This window comes from Synechococcus sp. R55.2, assembly GCF_047462075.1.
Lineage (GTDB): Bacteria > Cyanobacteriota > Cyanobacteriia > Thermostichales > Thermostichaceae > Thermostichus.
Map to the genome: position 1 here is coordinate 1 of NZ_JANSIH010000396.1, position 18,679 is coordinate 18,679.

The following is an 18,679-nucleotide window of genomic DNA, read 5'->3' on the forward strand; positions in this document are numbered from 1 at the left end:
TCTCCTTGCCAGACAGCCGTTGCAACAGTTCTCTGCATCTGCGCCGCGAACTGCGGGTGCCCTTACTGGCTTTGCGTTGAAGTACCGCCCTCAACCGCGAGTGATGGTCTCGGACTTTGTTCAACTGCTGTCCATTCCAGTTATCTCCTTCCGATGTATGAGCAATATCCGTCCTTCCCAAATCCACGCCCAGCACTCTATCCGTGCGTTGCGGTGGGCACGGTTCCGTTTCCACACAGATTTGAATGGAGTAGGAACCGTCTTTGCGCTTGACCAGAGTGGCAGATTTGGGATTGGAGCCCGCCAGCCGTTCTCTCTGGTAGCGGCCAATCGCCAGCTCAAAGCGCTCCCGACCCTCCACCGTGGTCAGCGACACCGTCCAGTCTTTCTCGCGGAACGAAAAGATACGAGCGTCGTAGGTAGCGAAGCCACCCTTGAACGCTTTGACCGGGCGGTTTTTCTGTTGTGCCACCTTGCGGGCAGACGCTGTCTGTCTGCAGACCTGTTGAGCCAAATTACTGGACAAGCCGAAACAGGCACGGATTTCGTGGTAGCACAGAGATTGGAGTTTGACTGCGTTAACTACCTTCTCGGGTGTGTTTTGGTTACCCAGTTCAACGCCTGGAGGAAAGCATCCAAGGTCGCATCCAATTTTGCGGCTTGCGACTCAGACACCTTGAGCTTGCAGGAAACGGTCAGGACTTGGGTCATGGCCTTGTTATATTGTATTGATATTGATTATTGTATTCTCCTCGGATTCTTCCCGGCCCTCGACCTGCGGGCAGAAGGCGGGGCTCCTGCGGCTTCTAGCTGAAGAGACGAGGTAGACTCATGCCTTGGGATCTGGGGCGGTTCTGGAACACACTCACCTACTATGAGGCCCTGCCTTTGGCGGAGGTGTGGCGTTGGGTTCAGAATGGGTTCCAGGCCGTGGAGGATGATTTTGTGCCACCTTCTCTTTCCGAGCCGGTCGCTATCCAGATAGGGGTGGTGGGGGAAGGTTTGCCTGACGGGTTGGCGGAGGCCCTGCGGCAGCAGGGCGTGGAGGTGAGCCATACGCCAGATTGGGCGACAGCAACCGTGATCCTAGGTTTGGGGGATCCACCAACGGCCAAGGCTTATCTGGAGCAATTGCGCAGCAGTGGGCAAACGGAGCGGATGCTGTTCGACTTTCGCCGGCCCAACCCGGATTTGCATCGGTTTTGGGGCATTTTGGACGATGTGGTGATGGGCGGGGCGAGCCAAAGCCAACTGCTCTGGGGAAAGGAGGAGCTGCTGTTCGCAGGCCAGGTTTCCACGGCCAACTTTGGGGGGTTTGTTTCCACGCGCACCCGCAATTGGCAGCCGCCGCTGGACTTGTCGGGGTTTGCCGGTCTGGAGCTGCGCCTGCGAGGGGATGGGCAGCGGTATAAGGTCTTACTGCGGGATCAAGGCGGCTGGGACAGCCCCGCCTACGGCTATGCGTTCGACACTGCGCCGGGAGAAGAGCAGACCGTTCAGATCCCCTTTGCGGAGATGGTTGCCACGTTCCGCGCCCGCCGGGTTTCTGCTCCCCCTCTCAATAGTCGCCAGATCTACTCGCTGCAACTGATGCTAAGCAAGTTCGAGGCCGATGGCAGCCCAAACCCCCGCTTCCGGCCTGGGCCCTTTCAGCTGGCCGTGCGCTGGATTGGGCTGTATCGTCGGGAGCCTCTGCCGCAATTGATCGGGGTGGCGCGGGGATCCCTTGCCCCGGAGTGGATAGCTGCCCTGCAGGGTAGCTCCAGCCGTTGGTGTGGGGTGGAGATTCCGGCGGAGATGGAGGGATCCGCTCTGGCAGCCCAGTTGCTGCGGCTGATGCGGTCGCCTCAAAATGTGGGCCGGGTGGAACGATGGGCGGCCTTCCATGCTTAGGTTCCCGGCCTGCTTGCCTTTCAAAGGATCCCTGGGATGGGTCTTGGGGATGGGTTTTTTGGCCGGGCTATGGCTCCTATGGGGGCAGGGGATCCCCTATCTGTTCGACTGGGATGAGCTGATCTACGCCAGCTTGGCGCGGCAGATGCTGGCCAGCGGGGATCCTTTCTCGTTGGCCATCAACGGGGAGCCTTTTTTCGAGAAGCCCCCTCTCTTTTTTTGGCTGCAGACCCTGTCCATGGCTGTTTTAGGGATGAACGAAGGGGCAGCGCGCTTGCCCAATGCTTTTGCTGGCGGGATCACGGTGGCGCTGCTGGTGGGGTGGGGCTCCCATCTGCGTGGGGTGGGGTTTGGGTGCCTGTGGGGGATCCTACTGCTGACGGGCTACCTGCCCTTGTTTTTTTACAAAACTGGTCTCATCGACCCGCTACTCAACCTGGGCATGGGTGTGGGGCTGGGATCCCTTTGGGCCGCCGAGGAGGCCTGGCGGGCCGGGTACTCTGGACGCAGGTGGAGAGCGGTGGGGGCGCTGGCCCTGGGCTTGGCGGTGTTGGCCAAAGGGCCAGTGGGGTTGGTGTTGCCGCTGCTCATCTGGGTTGGCTACAAGGTCTGGCACCGGGATCCTCCCCTTCGATGGGGGGAGAGCCTGGTTTTCCTCAGCCTAGCTGTGGCTGTTCCCCTCACTTGGCTGGCGTTGGAGGGGGTGCAACGGGGGCCAGAATGGGTGGAAGAGTTTGGGCGCTACCAATGGCGCATCCTCACCAGCTCAGATGGGCATCCCGGCCCGGTTTATTTTCATCTGTTGGCCTTTGCCCTAGGGTGCTTTCCCTGGGGTTCTTTGGCTTTGGCCGGGATCCTGCAGACGATCCCCAGGAGTATGGGCTCGGTGGATTTGACTCGGCGGGCAGAATCTCTGCTGTTGGTGGCTTTTGGGGTGGTGCTGGCCCTGTTTTCGCTGCTGGTGCAAACCAAGCTGGTTCACTACACCTCGCTGCTGTACCCCATTGGGGCCTACTTTGCTGCCCTGCGCTTGCAGCGCCTGGTTGCTGAGAAAAGAGGGCCCAGTTTTTGGGAAAGTGCCTGGATCCTGCTCAGTGGCTTGTTTTGGCTGGCCCTGTGGCTATTGCTGCCTTGGCTGGGATTCCAGGATCCCGCTGGGCTAGTCCAAGCATGGGTCTTTGCCGGCATCCCTGACGACTTTTCCAGCAGCTTGGTGCTGGGATACCTGCAGGCTGAGGTGGAGTGGCCGGTGTTGACCTACGTCCCCGCCGCGATCCTGCTGCTGGGAATTCTCCTTTGGAGTCGAGGACGGCGGCGGGCTTGGGGCTGGACAGTTTTGCTCTTGGCCACGGGACTGAGCGCCCAACTGGCCTGGTGCTGGGTCTTCCCCCGCCTGCTGCAACACACCCAGGGAGGAGCCGTCCACTTTTTCCGGCAGTTTGCCACTTCCGAAAACAACGCCCAGCCGGCTCTCTCTGGAACGGTGGGCCTGTACGGCTTTCGCTCTTTTGTACCCTATTTTTATGGCCCGCTGCAGGTTCCCTACGCCGCCAGCCCAGAAGAGCTGGCCGACTGGCAAGCCCAGGGGCAGGCGCCCGACTACCTGGTTACCTGGGATCCCTTTGTAGCTGAACTTACAGCTCCCGAGGGCGAACAGGCAGCCATTCTGGGATCTTGGCGGGTCGTCGAGCGCCGCAGTCCCTTTTGGCTGTTGAAAAAAACCTCTTCTCCTCCCTAGGCCCCAGATGAGCCAGTACGTGCTGCGCATCAGCGATATTCCTGCCCAAGATCGTCCCCGCGAGCGGCTGCTCAGCCAAGGGGCAAGGCACCTCTCCCACGCCGAGCTGCTGGCCATCTTGCTCAACACTGGCCAGGGGCCAGGCAAACTCTCAGCAGTCGGCCTAGCCCAGTTGCTCCTGAAAAAGTTAGAAGCCCAAGGGGATCCCTTGGCCCAGTTGCGCCAGGTGGAAGCCGGAGAGCTGATCCAGATCGAAGGCATTGGCCCGGCCAAGGCAGCCACAGTGTTGGCCGCCATCGAGCTGGGACGACGGGTGTTTTTGAGTCGTCCGCCAGAACGCACGGTGATCGAGTCGCCGGAACAGGCAGCCATGGCCCTGAGCGGCGACCTGATGTGGGAGACCCAGGAGCATTTTGCCGTTTTGCACCTAGATATCAAGCACCGCCTCATTGGCCAGCAGATCGTAACCCGGGGGACAGCCACCGAAACCCTCACCCATCCGCGGGAAACCTTCCGCAGCGCCATCAAGCAAGGAGCCAGCCGCATCCTGGTGGCCCACAACCACCCTTCCGGCAGCTTGGATCCCAGCCCAGAAGATCTTGCCCTTACCCGGCAACTCTTGCAGGCGGGGCAGCTGCTGCAGATCCCGGTTTTGGACCACCTCATCTTGGGCGGCGGACAGTTCCTCAGCTTGCGCCAGCGCACCAACCTTTGGCAGGAGTTTCCCCAGCCGGAGTAGTCTTCACCCCCAGCCTTTCTCCCAGAGAGAGAGAGTAGAATCAAGGCAACGGACAGGTTCGCCGTCTTTGGGTTGGCCGCGCCCAAGGGATCCCTGTGTGTGGGCTCTCAAGAATTGGGCAGCGGCTCAAAGCGCATTCCCACCTTGAGCTGGCCGCCATTGACCAGGTCCCAAGCGGACTGTTCTTTTTTGCCAGGCAGCTGCGCCCGCCGGATCAACAGGGATCCCTCTCCGGTGGCTACATAGACTCCTTCTCCCCTGTCCAATCCCACCACCTCGCCAGGGCTGCCTTGGGGGAGATCGCCAGGGGGTGGGTGCAACTGAGGAGAGGCAGAGCGGACAATTTTGATCCGCTGCCCCCTCAAACTGGTGAAACAGTCGGGAGAAAAGGCGCGGATTTGGTTGTGCAAGGCCTGGGCAGGGCGCTGCCAGTCGAGGTGAAAGTCTTGTTTTTTGAGCAAAGGGGCGTAGGTTGCCCGGGATCCATCCTGAGGAATAGGGGTGAGTTCCCCTTTCTCCAATTTCAAGAGCGTTTCCACCAAGAGTTCTGCCCCCAGTTGAGCCAGTTGGGGTGCCAATTCTAGGCTGGTTTGCTCTGGCCCAATGGGTAGCTTGGCCTGGAGCAGGATGGCTCCTGTATCCATTCCCTCATCCATGAGCATCGTGGTTACGCCGGTCTCGGTTTCGCCGTTGGCAATAGCCCACTGGATGGGGGCAGCGCCACGATAGGCGGGCAGGAGGGATCCATGCACATTCACACAGCCCAGCTTGGGCATCTGCAACACCGTCAGGGGCAAGATCTGGCCGTAGGCCACCACCACAAACACATCGGCAGCCAGCGCCTCCAGAGCCGCCAGCACTTGGGGATCCCGCCGCAGGCGGACAGGCTGCCACACCGGGATCCCGTGGGCTTGAGCCAACACTTTGGTAGCGGGCGGGAGCACCTTTTGCCCTCGCCCCTGGGGCCGATCCGGCTGGCAGACCAATCCCACCACTTCAAAGGGGGACTGCGGCTGCAACAGGATCCGCAGCGAAGGCAGAGCAAACTCTGGCGTGCCGAAAAAAACAACCCGCATGCCAACCCCGACGAGCACTGTTCTTCAGTCTAGGACGGCAGGGGAAGGGGGTGGCGGCTCGGCAACCCTTTCCTTCTCGGCGATGGGAGAGCGCCCGGTCAAGGGCACTTGGGGGGCCTGCCAAAAGGCGGGCTGTTTGAGATCGAACTCCTGGCTCCAGGCCGGGAAAAAGGAGCCCAGTTTTTGCCCGGAAAGCCGCAGCCTTTGCAAGAAAGTCCATTCCAGACGGGTTAAGGCTCGCCGCAGAAAATCCCTAGCCCAATCCGGATCCGGGGCTTCTGCCGCCTGCAAGTTCACCTGCAAGAGGCCCAGCTTGGGATGGAAATGAACCCGTGCTTGGATCCCTTCTGGACGCAACAGGTAATTCAGTACCTGCTGGATGGCTACCCCATCCCCCCGCTGAGCGCGATACAGAGGGCTGTTGGGGTTGGGCTGGGGCTGATAGCGCCACTCGCGGTGCCATTCCGGGATCCCTTCATTGGCCAGAAAGCCAAACAGCTCCACCTGACGCTGCCTGTGGGTCAGCGCCATTTGCTCCAAGGCCGGCGAGAGGCTCTCCAGCAAAGCATTCGGCTCAGGCAAGGGATCCCCCTCTAGGCGCAGCAACAGGCGGTGGCCGGAAAGCCGCGCTTGTACCTGAAGATGGCCCAACCCCAGGGATTCCAGAGCTTCTTGCAGATCGGCCAAAATGGCGGGCAGAGGAGCCTGGACATCCAAAGAATCACTCACCGACAAAAGATCTCCAACAAGCCCTAACCCAACCTAGCCAATTTCCAAGGTTGCTTGGATCCCTGGGATCGCCGGCCAAGATGGCCAGATCCATTCACCTCAGTTGCTAGACCCCCAGGATCAGGCGAGCTGCAGCGAACTGAGTTAACCTCAGCAACGGCTACAGCCCATAGAAATCCGGCCCGGATCCCTCGTAGCTGGGGTTGACCCGCAAGTTTAAGTGGGGACAGATGATCTCGCAGGTGCGGCACTGGATGCAGTTTTCCAAAGACATGGCATGGGAGCGGATGCCATTTTGGTCGCGGATGTGGTGTACCTCGGCTGTGCAGTCGGCCACGCAGGGGGTGGGGCGATTCAGCTTGTCGTAGGCGGCGATGCACCGGCGGCAGGTTTCGGCGTCGAACTCCAGGATGTGACGGTTACCCTCGGGGTAGCGGGGATCCGCGAAAAAAACCGCATCGGGCCGCGAGAAATAGCCCGGTCGAGAGGCCAATTCCTGGGGAGCCAAGGTTGTGGGGGCCACAAAATCCGCTTGAATGGCAGCGTGGGGGGCCACATAGCCTCGCGGGGGTGGCTCGCTGGGGCTGACCCGCCCGGTGAGCAGGGTGTAGGCGCGCAGAGTTTCTCGTCCGCGGCGAACGGGATCCTGTAAACCCCAGCGCAGGGATCCCAGCCAGGGATGGCCGGCATCGACGCTGCGGCACACCTGAGGCAAGTATTCTTCCAGCAGGCGGGAGTTTTCCAAAAAAGCCTCGCGGAAGTAGCGGCTGCGGTAGAGGTTTTGCCCCACTGCACTTTCCATCACCGCCCTTTGGTAGTCGGCCTGGATGCGCAGATCCCCTTTCAAGAAGCCATCGTGAATGAGGCCCGCCGCCAGATAGCCGGTTTCCATCGCGTTATCCACCCCGGCCAAGCTGCCCACATCCAACACCCCCAGCGCATCCCCCAACAGCAGGGCTCCCTCAACGCCAAACCGGGTGGGCAGGCTGTGGTAGCCCCCTTCGGGAATCACGGCAGCCCCGTACTTGAGCAACTTGCCGCCGGCAATCAGGGACTGGATCCAGGGGTGAGCTTTGAACTCCTGCAGACGCTGCTGGGGGTTAAGGTTGGGGTTCTTGCTGTCTAGGCCGATGATCAGACCTAAGGCCAGGCGATTGTCTTTGAGGCCATAGACAAAGCCCCCGCTGAAGCTGCCATCCAAAACCGGGTAGCCCAAGGTATGCCACACCTGCCCCTGCAGGGACTGGGGGATCTGCCACACCTCTTTGACCCCCACCGACCACAATTGCGGGTTGGGGCGCAGTTGAAACTTCTCGATGAGATCTTTGGAAATGAAGCCTTTGTCGCCAAAGCAGGTGAGTTCGGCAAAGATGCAATCTTCGTAAACTTGGCCAGAATCGCTTGCCCGTACCCCGATCACCCGCTCCCCGTCGTAGAGGATTTCATGGGCGGCAAAGCCAGGGAACACATCCAGGGTAACGTTCGGGATCCCTTTGGCTTTTTCCTGCAGGGTTTCGGCCAGCCAACGGATGACGTGGCTGAGGGTGAGAATGAACTGCCCCTGCTTGCGAAATCCGGGTGGGATCACCGCTTCCGGCAGATCCCAGCGCTGTTGGGATCCCAGCACGCTCAAGTGATTGGCTTCCACCCGGCCTTCGTGGGGAAATCCTTGGCTTTCAAAATCGGGGAAGAGCTTGGCGATCACCTGAGGATTGCAGATGGCGCCACTGACGATGTGACCGCCGAATTGGCGGGCTTTTTCCAAAATGGCGATGGAGATTCTTAGCCCGGATAGCTTGGCCAAATCCAAAAGGCGATGGGCCAAGATCAAGTTGGAGGAACTCCCCCCCACCAACAGAAGGTCGTAGCGGATGGCTTCACTCATAGTCCCCCACACGGTAGCTCTGGATACCCTGCCTGTATCCTAAAAAGGGGAAGGGGAAAGGGGGCAAAACTTTAGACCTTCTCAAGCCTCTGGTTGAGCCGCCAGCAAAATGATTGTCATTGGCTTAATGTCGGGCACCTCTGTAGACGGGATCGATGTAGCCATCGTCGGCATCGAGGGCGACGATTCCCTACAGTGGGAGTTGATACATTTCCAAACAATCCCCTATTCCCCGACGCTGCGGGCGGAGATTTTGCGGGCTGCGGATCCCAAAACCGGCACGGTAGATCGCATCTGCGCCTTGAACTTTCGTTTGGGCCGAGCTTTTGCCGAAGCGGCCTTGCAAGGGATCCAGGCGGCCCATCTTACCCCCCAACAGATCGATCTCATCGGCAGCCATGGCCAAACCCTTTGGCATAACCCCAGTGGGCCAGAAGCTTCGACTTTGCAAATCGGTGAAGCTGCGGTGATTGCCGAGCTGACCGGGATCCCGGTGGTGAGCAATTTTCGGGCGCGGGACATGGCGGCAGGAGGTCAAGGCGCACCTTTGGTAGCTTTTGTGGATTGGCTGCTGTTGAGGCATCCCCACCTTCATCGTGTGGCCCAAAACATCGGCGGCATTGCCAACCTCACCTATCTCCCCAGCCTCTGCAGTGGGGGATCCCCCTTGGCCTTCGACACTGGCCCCGGCAACATTTTGATCGATCTGGCGGTGATGCGGGCCAGCCAAGGACAACAAGCCTTTGATCGCGATGGAAAATGGGCTGCCCAAGGCCAAGTCCACTGGGAAAAAGTTGCAGAATGGATGCGGGATCCCTATTTTCAAAAGGCACCGCCCAAAACCACTGGCCGAGAGTATTTTGGATCCCTTTATTTGGAGCAAATTTGGACCCAATTTATATCTGCTCACGACTGTATTGCCACCCTCACGGGGTTCACAGCCTGCTCCATTGCCCAAGCCTATAGGGACTTTTTGCCCGCGACCCCAGATCAAGTTATTCTCAGCGGTGGCGGCACCCAAAACCCTGTTCTCATGCAACTGCTGCAGGAGCAACTGCCGACCACAACCCTGTTGACTTCCGACCAAGTGGGGATCCCTTCTAAGACCAAAGAGGCCCTTGCCTTCGCGGTATTGGCCTATAAAACCTGGCAAGGTAAGACCAACAATTTACCGGAAGCAACTGGGGCAAGACATGCTGCCATCTTGGGCCAAATCACACCCTCTTGTCGTAACCAGTCCTAACTCATCCGTATCGTTATCTCCAACAAGCTTGAGCCATTCCTCATACTCCCGAGGAAAGAGAAATGTCCGGAATTGCGGCGGAGCCTCTGCCGAATCCAGATCTCGCTAGGATGTCACGCAAGGCTGAGAAAAGCGATAAAGTTACCTTGCCAAGATCTATCAAGATCTATAAATCAAAAGCCCTAGTTCTTATGAAGGATCGTCCTCTGCCTCCACTTCTGCTGGCAATCATGATTTTTAATTTCTTCATTCTCTTTGGCTGTAGTGTTGTCCGGCATCACCTGTTTCAGTCTGGAGGATATGATCTTGGCATCTTCGACCAATCCATCTATCTAATCAGTCGGGGAGAGGTTCCGTTTTCGACCATTCGAGGGATCCACATCTTGGGAGACCACGCAGCCTTTATTCTCTATCCCATCAGCTTTTTGTACCGCATTGTCCCCTCGGTCTATTGGCTGTTTGGGCTCCAATCCCTGGCGTTAACCTTGGGAGCATTGGCTATTTATCACCTTGCACTTCAGGCCAAGGTCGATCCCAGCCAAGCAATGGTGATTGCCGGGGCCTATCTTCTCTACCCGGCCATTTTTAACGCCAACCTTTTTGATTTTCATCCAGAGGTCATAGCTGTTCCTCTTTTCTTGGCGGCTGTGCTCTGCATTCGCTCTGGAAAATTGAGGGGGTTCCTTCTCTGTTTGAGCGGCATTCTTGGCTGTAAGGCGGTGTTATCTCTCAATGTTGTTGCTCTGGGAGTCTGGCTGTTGTTTTGGGAAAAAGGACGAATTCAAGAACGCTGGCAACAGCGCTGCCAAGTGGGCGGCTGGACGGCAATTGCAGCAGGATCAGCTTGGTTTGGGATAGCCACTTTTGGGGTCATTCCTCACTTCAGCGGCAGCGAGCCGGCAGCCGTTTCTCATTACGACTATCTAGGGAATTCTGTTGCGGAAATTGTTCAAGGTTTAATCTTGAGACCGATGCTGGTTTTGAGCAAAGTCTTCTCTCTGGACACCCTGTTTTATGGATTTTTATTGGTTGCGCCTTTGGCTTGGGGCCTCTCTTGGCGACACTGGGATCCCTGGATCCCTGCCCTGCCTACCCTGGGCTTGAATATACTCTCCAGCAATCCTGCCTATCGGGATCTGGTACATCAATACGCTTTGCCTATCGTTCCTTTCTTGTTCTTGGCCGTCATCGAGAATGTGAAAAACCATCCCTTGCAGAGCCATTTTATAAAAGATAGAAAATTGCCCCTGATCTGGTCTGCGCTGGCCTTTTTGGCCTTGGGGAAATACACCTTTTTCGGCTCGATTTATCTCAGCTCCCTGGACACTTGGCAGGCAACCCGACAGGCTCTTGCCCAGATCACCACCCAAGGGGGCGTCCTCACCACCCACGAGATCAGCCCTCACCTCACCCATCGACTTGTAATCTACTTTACAGATGAGAGACGCTTCAATGGATCCCCGCCCTCTCAGTGGGATCCCTTTGATTATGTGTTGCTCAACACCCGTCATCCGGGGTGGCGCAGCAGTCCAGAGTTTTCCCGTGTCCTGATTGAAGCTTTACAGAAGGAAACTCAATTCCAGCTTCTGTACCACCAAGATGGGGTGTATTTGTTCTCTAGGTTACGAAAAGACCTCTAAGAATCGCATAAGAATCGCAATTCTAAGGACTGCAGACTACTTTATTGGCACTTGATCTAATTGACTTAAACCAAGTCTTCTTCTCGTTGCAACAAATGATTAAGAAACTGCTGCTTCAATCTAAAGAAATTGTTTACACTTGCAAGGCTTAATCTGAGCTTAGTCTTCTCTTAACTTCAAGCCACTAACTTTGTAGTGCCTATCCTCATGCGCGAATAGAGTAGCGCAGGGGTTAGGTGCTGTTTTATAAGACTCGCCAAGTTTCTAAACAAAACTTGTCAAGACAAGAGGAGAAGTCAACGTGAGTATCCATTCGCATGGCCCTAAGCTTCGTCCTGGGGACGAGCCTATGTGTAACCACTCTTCCAACCCCACCTTCAGCAGCATCCTGGAGAGCCGTTTGCAGCGGCGTCAAGTGTTGCAGGGGGGAATTGCTGCAGCGGTGGCCACCTTTTTTGGCTTGCCTGCGCTGAACGGTGCTTCCAAATCGGCAAAAGCCGCCAGTGGCAGTGCTTTGCTGGGCTTCAAGGCAATTCCTGTGAGCGCGGAAGACAAACTGGTGGTGCCCGAAGGCTACACTGCCCGACCGCTGCTGGCTTGGGGTACTCCCATCACCGGCACCTATCCACAGTTCAAGCTGGAAAACACCGGTGCCGAGCAGGGAATGCAGGTGGGCAGCCACCACGATGGCATGCACTTCTTCCCCATCGAAGGGAAGGATCCCTGGCAGGGCAGCTCCACCGAGGGTTTGCTGGTGTTTAACCACGAGTACGTTGAGCCTCGGTTTATGCATGCTGCGGCTGTGGGCCAAAAGCTGGATTCCGACCTGTATCCCACCAATCCTGACGGCACCCGCGATCCCGATCAGGTGCTGAAAGAGCTGAATGGCCACGGGGTGAGCATTGTCCACATCAAGCAGCAGGGAGACGGCAGTTGGGAAGTGGTGCGGGATCGCCTCAACCGCCGCATCACCGGTCTTACCCTCATGGAGATCCACGGCCCGGTGCGGGGATCCGACTTCGTGAAAACCAAGTTCAGCCCTGAAGGCACAATGACCCGGGGTACTTTGAACAACTGCGCCCACGGCGTCACTCCCTGGAATACCTACCTCACCTGTGAGGAGAACTGGGCTGGCTACTTCAGCAACACCAGCAAAGGCCCCGACCAAAAGCCCAACCTGCCCCGGGAGCACAAGCGCTACGGCGTGAGCACCGAGACTTCTCGCTACGGCTGGGAGCTGGCCAGCAACAAGGCAGACGAGTTCATCCGCTTCAATGCCACCCCCACCGCTGCGGATGCCACTCAAGACTACCGCAATGAGCCCAACACTTTTGGCTGGGTGGTGGAGATCGATCCCTTTGATCCCAGCAGCACTCCCAAGAAGCGCACCGCTCTGGGCCGCTTCGCCCACGAAGGCGTGGTGTTTCAGCCGCCGGTGGAAGGCCAGCCGATTGTGGCCTACATGGGGGATGATGCCCGCTTTGAGTACATCTACAAGTACGTCTCTGCCGAGCCCTACCGCAAGGAAACGGCGGGTGGACATCTGTTGGACAATGGCACCCTGTATGTGGCCAAGTTCAACGAAGATGGCACGGGCGAGTGGCTGCCGCTGGTGTTTGGGAAAAACGGCCTGACCCCGGAAAACGGCTTCACCAGCCAAGCAGACGTGTTGGTGAATACCCGCACGGCGGCGGATTTTGTCGGTGCTACTAAAATGGACCGGCCTGAGTGGGGAGCGGTGGATCCGCAAACCCGCATGGTCTACTTCACCCTGACCAACAACAGCCGTCGGGAACAAGACCAGGTGAACGCTGCCAACCCCCGTCCCAAAAACAAGTGGGGCCACATCATCCGCTGGAAGGAAGCCAACGACCGGCCTCAAGCCACCCGCTTTGAGTGGGATCTCTTTGTCTTGGCCGGGCCGCCGGAAGATAGCCGCAAGCTATCGGGCCAGCCCCTCAATGAAGACAACATCTTCAACTCTCCCGATGGTCTGTGGTTCGATGCCAGCCGTCGCCTCTGGATCCAGACCGACACCAGCGAAAGCAATCTCAACCAAGGGGATTTTGCTCCTTTTGGCAATAACCAAATGTTGGCTGCCGATCCGGATACAGGGGAAATTCGCCGCTTTTTAACCGGGCCGATTGGGCAGGAGATCACCGGTGTGGTCACCACTCCCGATCAGCGCACCATGTTCATCAACGTGCAGCACCCAGGCGCCAGCACCAGCGAGGACGACTTTGCTGCCGGCAAGGTCGATTCCCGCTGGCCAGACTACGACCCCAATCTCTACCCCCGCTCGGCGGTGGTGGTGATCACCAAAAATGACGGCGGGATCATCGGCACTTAATCGGCGCTGAATCCTCATTATCAACCGCATCACGCAATCAGGCGGCAGGGATCCTTCATCTCTGCCGCTTTCTTGCACTTAACCCAGCAAGGCTGATCCCTGCAGGGTCAGGAATCTGGAGCTATCTCTCAAGTACCAATTCTCCCTCTGGGAGACGAGCCGGGGGTGAGGGAAATTAATCCCACAGGTTTAAATCCGTCACTGCCCCCAGGCTGCTGCTGGAGACCAGCTTGGCGTACTTGGCTAGGGTGCCCCGTTTGTAGCGAGGCTCAGGAGGAGACCAGCGGGCGCGGCGGCGGGCCAGCTCTTCTTCGCTCACATGCAAGTGCAACTGGCGAGCCGGGGCATCAATGGTGATGAGATCCCCTTCCTCCACCAGGGCAATCGTGCCCCCCACATAGGCTTCGGGAGCCACATGGCCCACCACCATGCCGTAGGTGCCGCCGGAGAAGCGGCCATCGGTGATCAGGCCAACGCTATCCCCCAAGCCGGCGCCGATGATGGCCGAAGTGGGCGAGAGCATCTCCCGCATGCCGGGGCCACCTTTGGGGCCTTCGTAGCGGATCACCACCACATCCCCTGCTCGGATCTGGCCGGAGAGGATGGCCTGCAGGCAGGACTCCTCTGAATCGAAGACCCGCGCCGGCCCGGTAATTTTCGGGTTCTTGACGCCGGTAATCTTGGCTACTGCTCCTTCGGGAGCCAGATTCCCCTTGAGGATGGCCAGATGCCCTTGGGGATACAGGGGGCTGTGCCAAGGGCGGATCACCTCCTGATCCGGGCTAGGCTCGTCCGGCACATCCCGCAGGACTTCGACGATGGTCTGGCCGGAGATGGTGAGGCAGTCCCCGTGCAGCAGGCCGTGGTTGAGCAGCATTTTCATCACCTGGGGGATCCCGCCGGCTCGGTGCAGATCGGTGGCCACAAACCGTCCTGAAGGCTTGAGATCGCAGAGGACAGGCACGCGAGCACGAATGGTCTCGAAATCATCTAGCGTCAGGGGCACTTCTGCCGCATGGGCAATGGCCAGAAAGTGGAGCACGGCGTTGGTGGATCCCCCTACGGCCATGATCACCGAGATGGCATTTTCAATGCTTTTGCGGGTGATGATATCTCGCGGGCGGATGTTGGCTTTGATGGCCTCTGCCAAGACCTTGGCCGATTGGGCGGCACTTTCGGCTTTCTCTTCGTCTTCTGCAGCCATGGTGGAGGAGTAGGGCAGACTCATCCCCATAGCCTCAAACGCGCTGGACATGGTGTTGGCCGTGTACATGCCGCCGCAGGATCCGGCACCGGGACAGGCATGGCGCTCCACCGCCAGCAGCTCTTCCTCGGAGATGCGCCCGGCACTGAACTCCCCTACGGCTTCAAAAGCGCTCACGATGGTGAGGTCGCGGCCATTGTAGTGACCCGGCTTGATGGTGCCGCCGTAGACGAAGATCGAGGGCACATTGAGGCGGGCCATGGCAATCATCGCCCCCGGCATATTCTTGTCGCAGCCGCCGATGGCCAAGAGGCCATCCATGCTCTGGCCGTTGACCACCGTCTCGATGGAATCGGCAATCACTTCCCGCGACACCAGGGAGTATTTCATCCCCTCCGTGCCCATCGAGATGCCGTCGCTAATGGTGATGGTGCCGAACACCTGGGGCATACAGCCCGCCGTTCTCAAAGCCGCCTCCGCCCGCTCCGCCAGAGTTTGGATCCCGATGTTGCAGGGGGTGAGGGTGCTGTGGGCGTTGGCAATGCCGACGATGGGCTTGCCGAAATCTTCGTCGCGAAAGCCCACGGCTCTGAGCATGGCGCGGTTGGGGGAGCGCTGTACTCCCTGGGTAACCACTTGGCTGCGCAGCGGGAAAGGGGAATTGGCCATCATTGCAAGAGGAAACCGGGACGAAGTAGGGAGAGGAGAAAAGGGGTAGAACTCATCCTACCGCGTTTCTTCGGGGGAACATGAGCTTTCCCGGAAAGAGGGATCCAAACCAAATCTGAAGCAACTCTGTAAGTTGTCTGCACCTGCGCCAGGAATCGGCCAGCCTACCTAATAGAAGGGATCCCAGGTTCCAATCGCGTTAGCGAGACCGAGTCAAGACATGGGGGCCAGGGATCCTGGGTGTTGGTGTTTCCCCTTCGTGTTGGCGAAGCCTCGTATGGTTCTCAGCTCTCCCCTCCCCTCGCCTGCAGTGCCCAGCAGTGCCGACCGCGTTAGCGGGACGGAGTCCTCACGGGAGATGTTGCGGGATGTGCTCACCCTCTCCCGTCATGTTTTACAGCAGTTTGGCAGTTTTACGGCAGAGGCCCAAGACTTCAGCGCCCTGATGAACCGCATTGCCCTGGCCGGCAAGATGATCGCCCGGCGGCTGAGTCAGGCAGGACTGATCGAAGGGGCGCTGGGGGTTACCGGCAGCCTCAATGTCCAAGGGGAAGAACAGCAACAGATGGATGACTATGCCAACCGGGCCTTCATTCGCGCTTTGGAGCAAACGGGCCTGGTGTGTCGGCTGGTCTCGGAAGAGATGAAAACCCCGGCTCGCCTGCCGGAAAACTGCTCCCTCAGCCGCCTGGCCCTGATGATCGATCCCCTGGATGGATCCTCCAACATTGACGCCAACCTCAGCGTCGGCTCCATCTTCTCCGTCCTTCACCCTCTTGAGGATCGCCCGGAAGCGGACAACCAAGACCTGCTGCAACCGGGCCGTCGCCAACTGGCTGCGGGATATATTCTCTACGGCCCCAGCACCCAACTGGTCTATTCCGTCGGCAAGGGGGTACACGGTTTTACGTTGGATCCCAGCTTGGGGGAATTTATCCTCTCCCGCAGCGACATCCGCATTCCTGAACGCGGCTCCGTCTACAGCCTCAACGAGGGCTATTTTTGCCAGTGGAGCGAAGGGATCCAGAACTATGTCCGGTATGTTCACCGCCGCGATGGCTACATCTCCCGTTACAGCGGCGCTCTGGTGGCGGATTTTCACCGCATTCTCCTGCAGGGCGGAGTTTACCTCTATCCCGGCACCCAGAAAAAACCGGAGGGCAAGCTGCGCCTGATGTACGAGGCCAACCCCCTGGCTTTTCTGGCCGAGCAGGCGGGCGGGGCGGCCACCACTGGCACCGAGGCCATCCTAGACATCGTCCCCCAATCTCTCCACCAACGGGTGCCCCTTATCATCGGCAGCCGCGAGAACGTGGAAGAAGTGCTGCGCTGCCTAGAGGGTTCTCTGGTGCCCTAGGTTCTTCCCAATCCTTCTCTTTGAGCCAAGCTGGCCTATGGTAACCCTGGCAGAAAACCCCCTTCGCGTTGGTCTCAACCAAGAACGCACCCCGGATCCCTGCATTGTGGTGCAGTTTGGCGCTTCTGGGGATCTGGCCGCCCGCAAGCTGATCCCGGCCTACTACCGGCTGTTTGGGCAGCGGCGGCTGCCGCCGGAGTTTACTTTGGTGGGGGTGGCCCGCCGCGATTGGACTCACGAGGTTTATCGGGAAAAGATGCGGGCTGCCGTGCAGGAGTTTGCCCCCCAGGACTTGGGGCCGGAGGCCCTCTGGCAGGACTTCGCCAGCCGCCTGTTCTATTGCCGCCTGGATATCGGGGATCCAGAAGGCTATCTTCGCCTGAAGCAACTGCTCAGCCAGTTGGATGAGGAGCGGGGCACCCGTGGCCACCGGGTGTTCTATCTGGCGGTGGCGCCGGACTTTTATGCTCAGGCCATCCAACAGTTGGGGGCAGCCGGTATGGTGGCCGATCCGACCAAAACGCGGGTGGTGATCGAAAAGCCCTTCGGCCACGATCTCACCTCGGCCCAGGAGCTCAACCGCATCCTGCAGCGGATTTGCCAGGAAGAGCAGGTCTACCGCATCGATCATTACTTGGGCAAAGAGACGGTGCAGAATTTGCTGGTCTTCCGCTTTGCCAACGCCATTTTTGAGCCCCTCTGGAACCGCAACTACATCGACCATGTGCAGATCACCGTAGCGGAAACCGTGGGGGTGGAGGATCGAGCCGGCTACTACGATGCTGCCGGCGCCCTGCGGGACATGGTGCAGAACCACCTGATGCAGGTCTATTGCCTCACAGCCATGGAGCCGCCCGTCTCTTTGCGCAGCGATGGGGTGCGCAACGAAAAAACCAAGGTGCTGCAGGCCACCCGCCTAGCCGATACCCGCAATGTGGCAGCCGCAGCGGTGCGGGCGCAGTACGGCCCTGGCTGGATCGCCGGCAAGCCGGTGCTGGGCTATCGGCAGGAGCCCAATGTCAATCCCCAGTCCAAAACCCCCACCTACGTCGCTCTGAGACTGGAGTGTGACACCTGGCGGTGGAAGGGGGTGCCCTTCTACTTGCGCACTGGGAAACGCCTGCCCAAGAAGGTTTCGGAGGTGGCCATTCACTTTAAGCAGGTGCCCCTTTCCCTGTTCCAATCGGCAGCTCGGGAGGTGAGTCCCAACATCCTGGTACTGCGCATCCAACCCAATGAGGGCATCTCGTTGCGCTTTGAGGCCAAGATGCCGGGGCCAGAGATCCGCACCCGCTCGGTGGATATGGATTTCCGCTATGGGACTGCCTTTGGAGCGAGTACACCGGATGCTTACGATCGCCTGCTCCTGGATTGTCTGTTGGGAGATCCAACGCTGTTTACCCGTGCCGATGAGGTTGAAGCGGCCTGGCGGGTGGTGACGCCGGTGTTATCGGCCTGGGAGTCTGAGCCCGGCAGCGGCAATGGCGGCGGTGCTGCACCGCCTCTGTTCACCTATGAGGCCGGCACTTGGGGGCCAAAGGCTGCCGAAGATCTGCTCACCCAATCGGGGCGGCGGTGGCGGCGCCTCTGATTTGGCTGCTCTCGGCTGGTAAACCATGGCCTATCCACCTCTGTGTAAGCCGGGGCACCCTCAGCAACAGGCAGAAGAGCATGAGCAGCTCAAGAGCCCTTTCAAATGGCCGCTGCAGAAGAGAACACCAAGACGTAGGGATCCCCGGCTGTTGCAGCTAACATGGGCATGGCCTGTTTATCGCGTGGGTATCATGCCGCCACTGTTATTTCGGTTATCCATCCGGCCCTGGCAAGCCTTGTCGGTGGGCCTGGCAGTTGTGTTGGGGATGGGAGGGTGGAGCTCTGCCCAGGCCCAGGTGTTGCTGCACATCCCTTTGCCCAATGGGGGCTTGATGCAGGCCCAAGCGCTGCAACTGGCCACCGACTCGCTGCGGTTAGCCCAGTTTGGCCAGACGGAAGAAGCGCTGCGCCGCCTGCAACTGGCCGTGGCCATGGTGCCCAACTCCTCAGAGCTGCTCTATGTTTTGGGCAACGTCCACCTAGAACTGGGGGACTTGGAGCAGGCGATTGCCTCGTTGCAGAAGGCCCGCGCCCTGACTCATCACTGACTCTTAAACACATCT

General features: G+C 58.9%; 13 protein-coding genes and 1 pseudogene. 9 read left to right on the forward strand and 5 right to left on the reverse strand.

Translation table 11 applies throughout. From position 1 onward, the window contains the following. A pseudogene (locus tag NW838_RS12720) lies at positions 1-711 on the reverse strand (RNA-guided endonuclease TnpB family protein); the annotation flags it as partial. A gap of 120 nt (positions 712-831) precedes the next feature. On the opposite strand from NW838_RS12720, the gene NW838_RS12725 reads away from it, so the two are divergent. From NW838_RS12725 to radC, 3 genes are read left to right on the forward strand one after another with little or no spacing between them, the layout of a single operon-like run. Beyond that, positions 832-1,893: a CIA30 family protein gene (locus NW838_RS12725; protein WP_414428146.1), complete on the forward strand. Its 1,062-nt coding sequence runs from the start codon at positions 832-834 to the stop codon at positions 1,891-1,893. Next, on the forward strand, positions 1,886-3,631 hold the full coding sequence (locus NW838_RS12730) for an ArnT family glycosyltransferase (RefSeq protein ID WP_414428147.1): 1,746 nt from the start codon (positions 1,886-1,888) through the stop codon (positions 3,629-3,631). Before NW838_RS12725 ends, NW838_RS12730 begins: the two co-directional genes overlap by 8 nt. Before the next feature lie 7 nt (positions 3,632-3,638). Further along, the gene (gene radC / locus NW838_RS12735) at positions 3,639-4,370 is read left to right on the forward strand and encodes a RadC family protein (protein WP_414428148.1); all 732 of its coding nucleotides are present in this window, start codon (positions 3,639-3,641) and stop codon (positions 4,368-4,370) included. A gap of 107 nt (positions 4,371-4,477) precedes the next feature. Here radC and fmt read toward each other — a convergent pair whose 3' ends face one another. From fmt to NW838_RS12750, 3 genes are all read right to left on the reverse strand, one after another. Further along, positions 4,478-5,446 (reverse strand): methionyl-tRNA formyltransferase, encoded by a 969-nt coding sequence (fmt, locus tag NW838_RS12740; protein WP_414428149.1) that lies wholly within the window; start codon positions 5,444-5,446, stop codon positions 4,478-4,480. Positions 5,447-5,470: 24 nt separating this feature from the next. Next, on the reverse strand, positions 5,471-6,175 hold the full coding sequence (locus NW838_RS12745; protein ID WP_414428150.1) for a hypothetical protein: 705 nt from the start codon (positions 6,173-6,175) through the stop codon (positions 5,471-5,473). Between the two features lie 160 nt (positions 6,176-6,335). Further along, positions 6,336-8,060 (reverse strand): electron transfer flavoprotein, encoded by a 1,725-nt coding sequence (locus NW838_RS12750; RefSeq protein ID WP_414428151.1) that lies wholly within the window; start codon positions 8,058-8,060, stop codon positions 6,336-6,338. 109 nt (positions 8,061-8,169) lie between these two features. Here NW838_RS12750 and NW838_RS12755 point away from each other — a divergent pair, with 109 nt between their 5' ends. From NW838_RS12755 to NW838_RS12765, 3 genes are all read left to right on the forward strand, one after another. Continuing rightward, positions 8,170-9,303 carry an anhydro-N-acetylmuramic acid kinase gene (locus NW838_RS12755; RefSeq protein ID WP_414355457.1) on the forward strand — a complete coding sequence of 378 codons (1,134 nt, stop codon included), beginning with the start codon at positions 8,170-8,172 and terminating at the stop codon, positions 9,301-9,303. Between the two features lie 230 nt (positions 9,304-9,533). Continuing rightward, a complete protein-coding gene (locus tag NW838_RS12760) occupies positions 9,534-10,943 on the forward strand; it encodes a DUF2079 domain-containing protein (protein ID WP_414428154.1) in 1,410 nt (469 codons plus the stop codon). A gap of 349 nt (positions 10,944-11,292) precedes the next feature. Further along, on the forward strand, positions 11,293-13,293 hold the full coding sequence (locus tag NW838_RS12765) for a PhoX family protein (RefSeq protein WP_414428152.1): 2,001 nt from the start codon (positions 11,293-11,295) through the stop codon (positions 13,291-13,293). Positions 13,294-13,468: 175 nt separating this feature from the next. On the opposite strand, the gene ilvD is transcribed toward NW838_RS12765, so the two are convergent. Further along, the gene (gene ilvD, locus NW838_RS12770) at positions 13,469-15,166 is read right to left on the reverse strand and encodes a dihydroxy-acid dehydratase (RefSeq protein WP_414428155.1); all 1,698 of its coding nucleotides are present in this window, start codon (positions 15,164-15,166) and stop codon (positions 13,469-13,471) included. Positions 15,167-15,524: 358 nt separating this feature from the next. Here ilvD and fbp point away from each other — a divergent pair, with 358 nt between their 5' ends. The 3 genes from fbp (at position 15,525) to NW838_RS12785 (ending at position 18,664) form a co-directional block, all read left to right on the forward strand. Then, positions 15,525-16,523 carry a class 1 fructose-bisphosphatase gene (gene fbp, locus NW838_RS12775; RefSeq protein WP_011433573.1) on the forward strand — a complete coding sequence of 333 codons (999 nt, stop codon included), beginning with the start codon at positions 15,525-15,527 and terminating at the stop codon, positions 16,521-16,523. Positions 16,524-16,560: 37 nt separating this feature from the next. Next, positions 16,561-18,114: a glucose-6-phosphate dehydrogenase gene (zwf, locus tag NW838_RS12780; protein ID WP_414355453.1), complete on the forward strand. Its 1,554-nt coding sequence runs from the start codon at positions 16,561-16,563 to the stop codon at positions 18,112-18,114. A 193-nt stretch (positions 18,115-18,307) separates the two neighbouring features. Further along, the gene (locus NW838_RS12785) at positions 18,308-18,664 is read left to right on the forward strand and encodes a tetratricopeptide repeat protein (RefSeq protein WP_414428153.1); all 357 of its coding nucleotides are present in this window, start codon (positions 18,308-18,310) and stop codon (positions 18,662-18,664) included. The last annotated feature ends 15 nt before the right edge of the window (positions 18,665-18,679 follow it).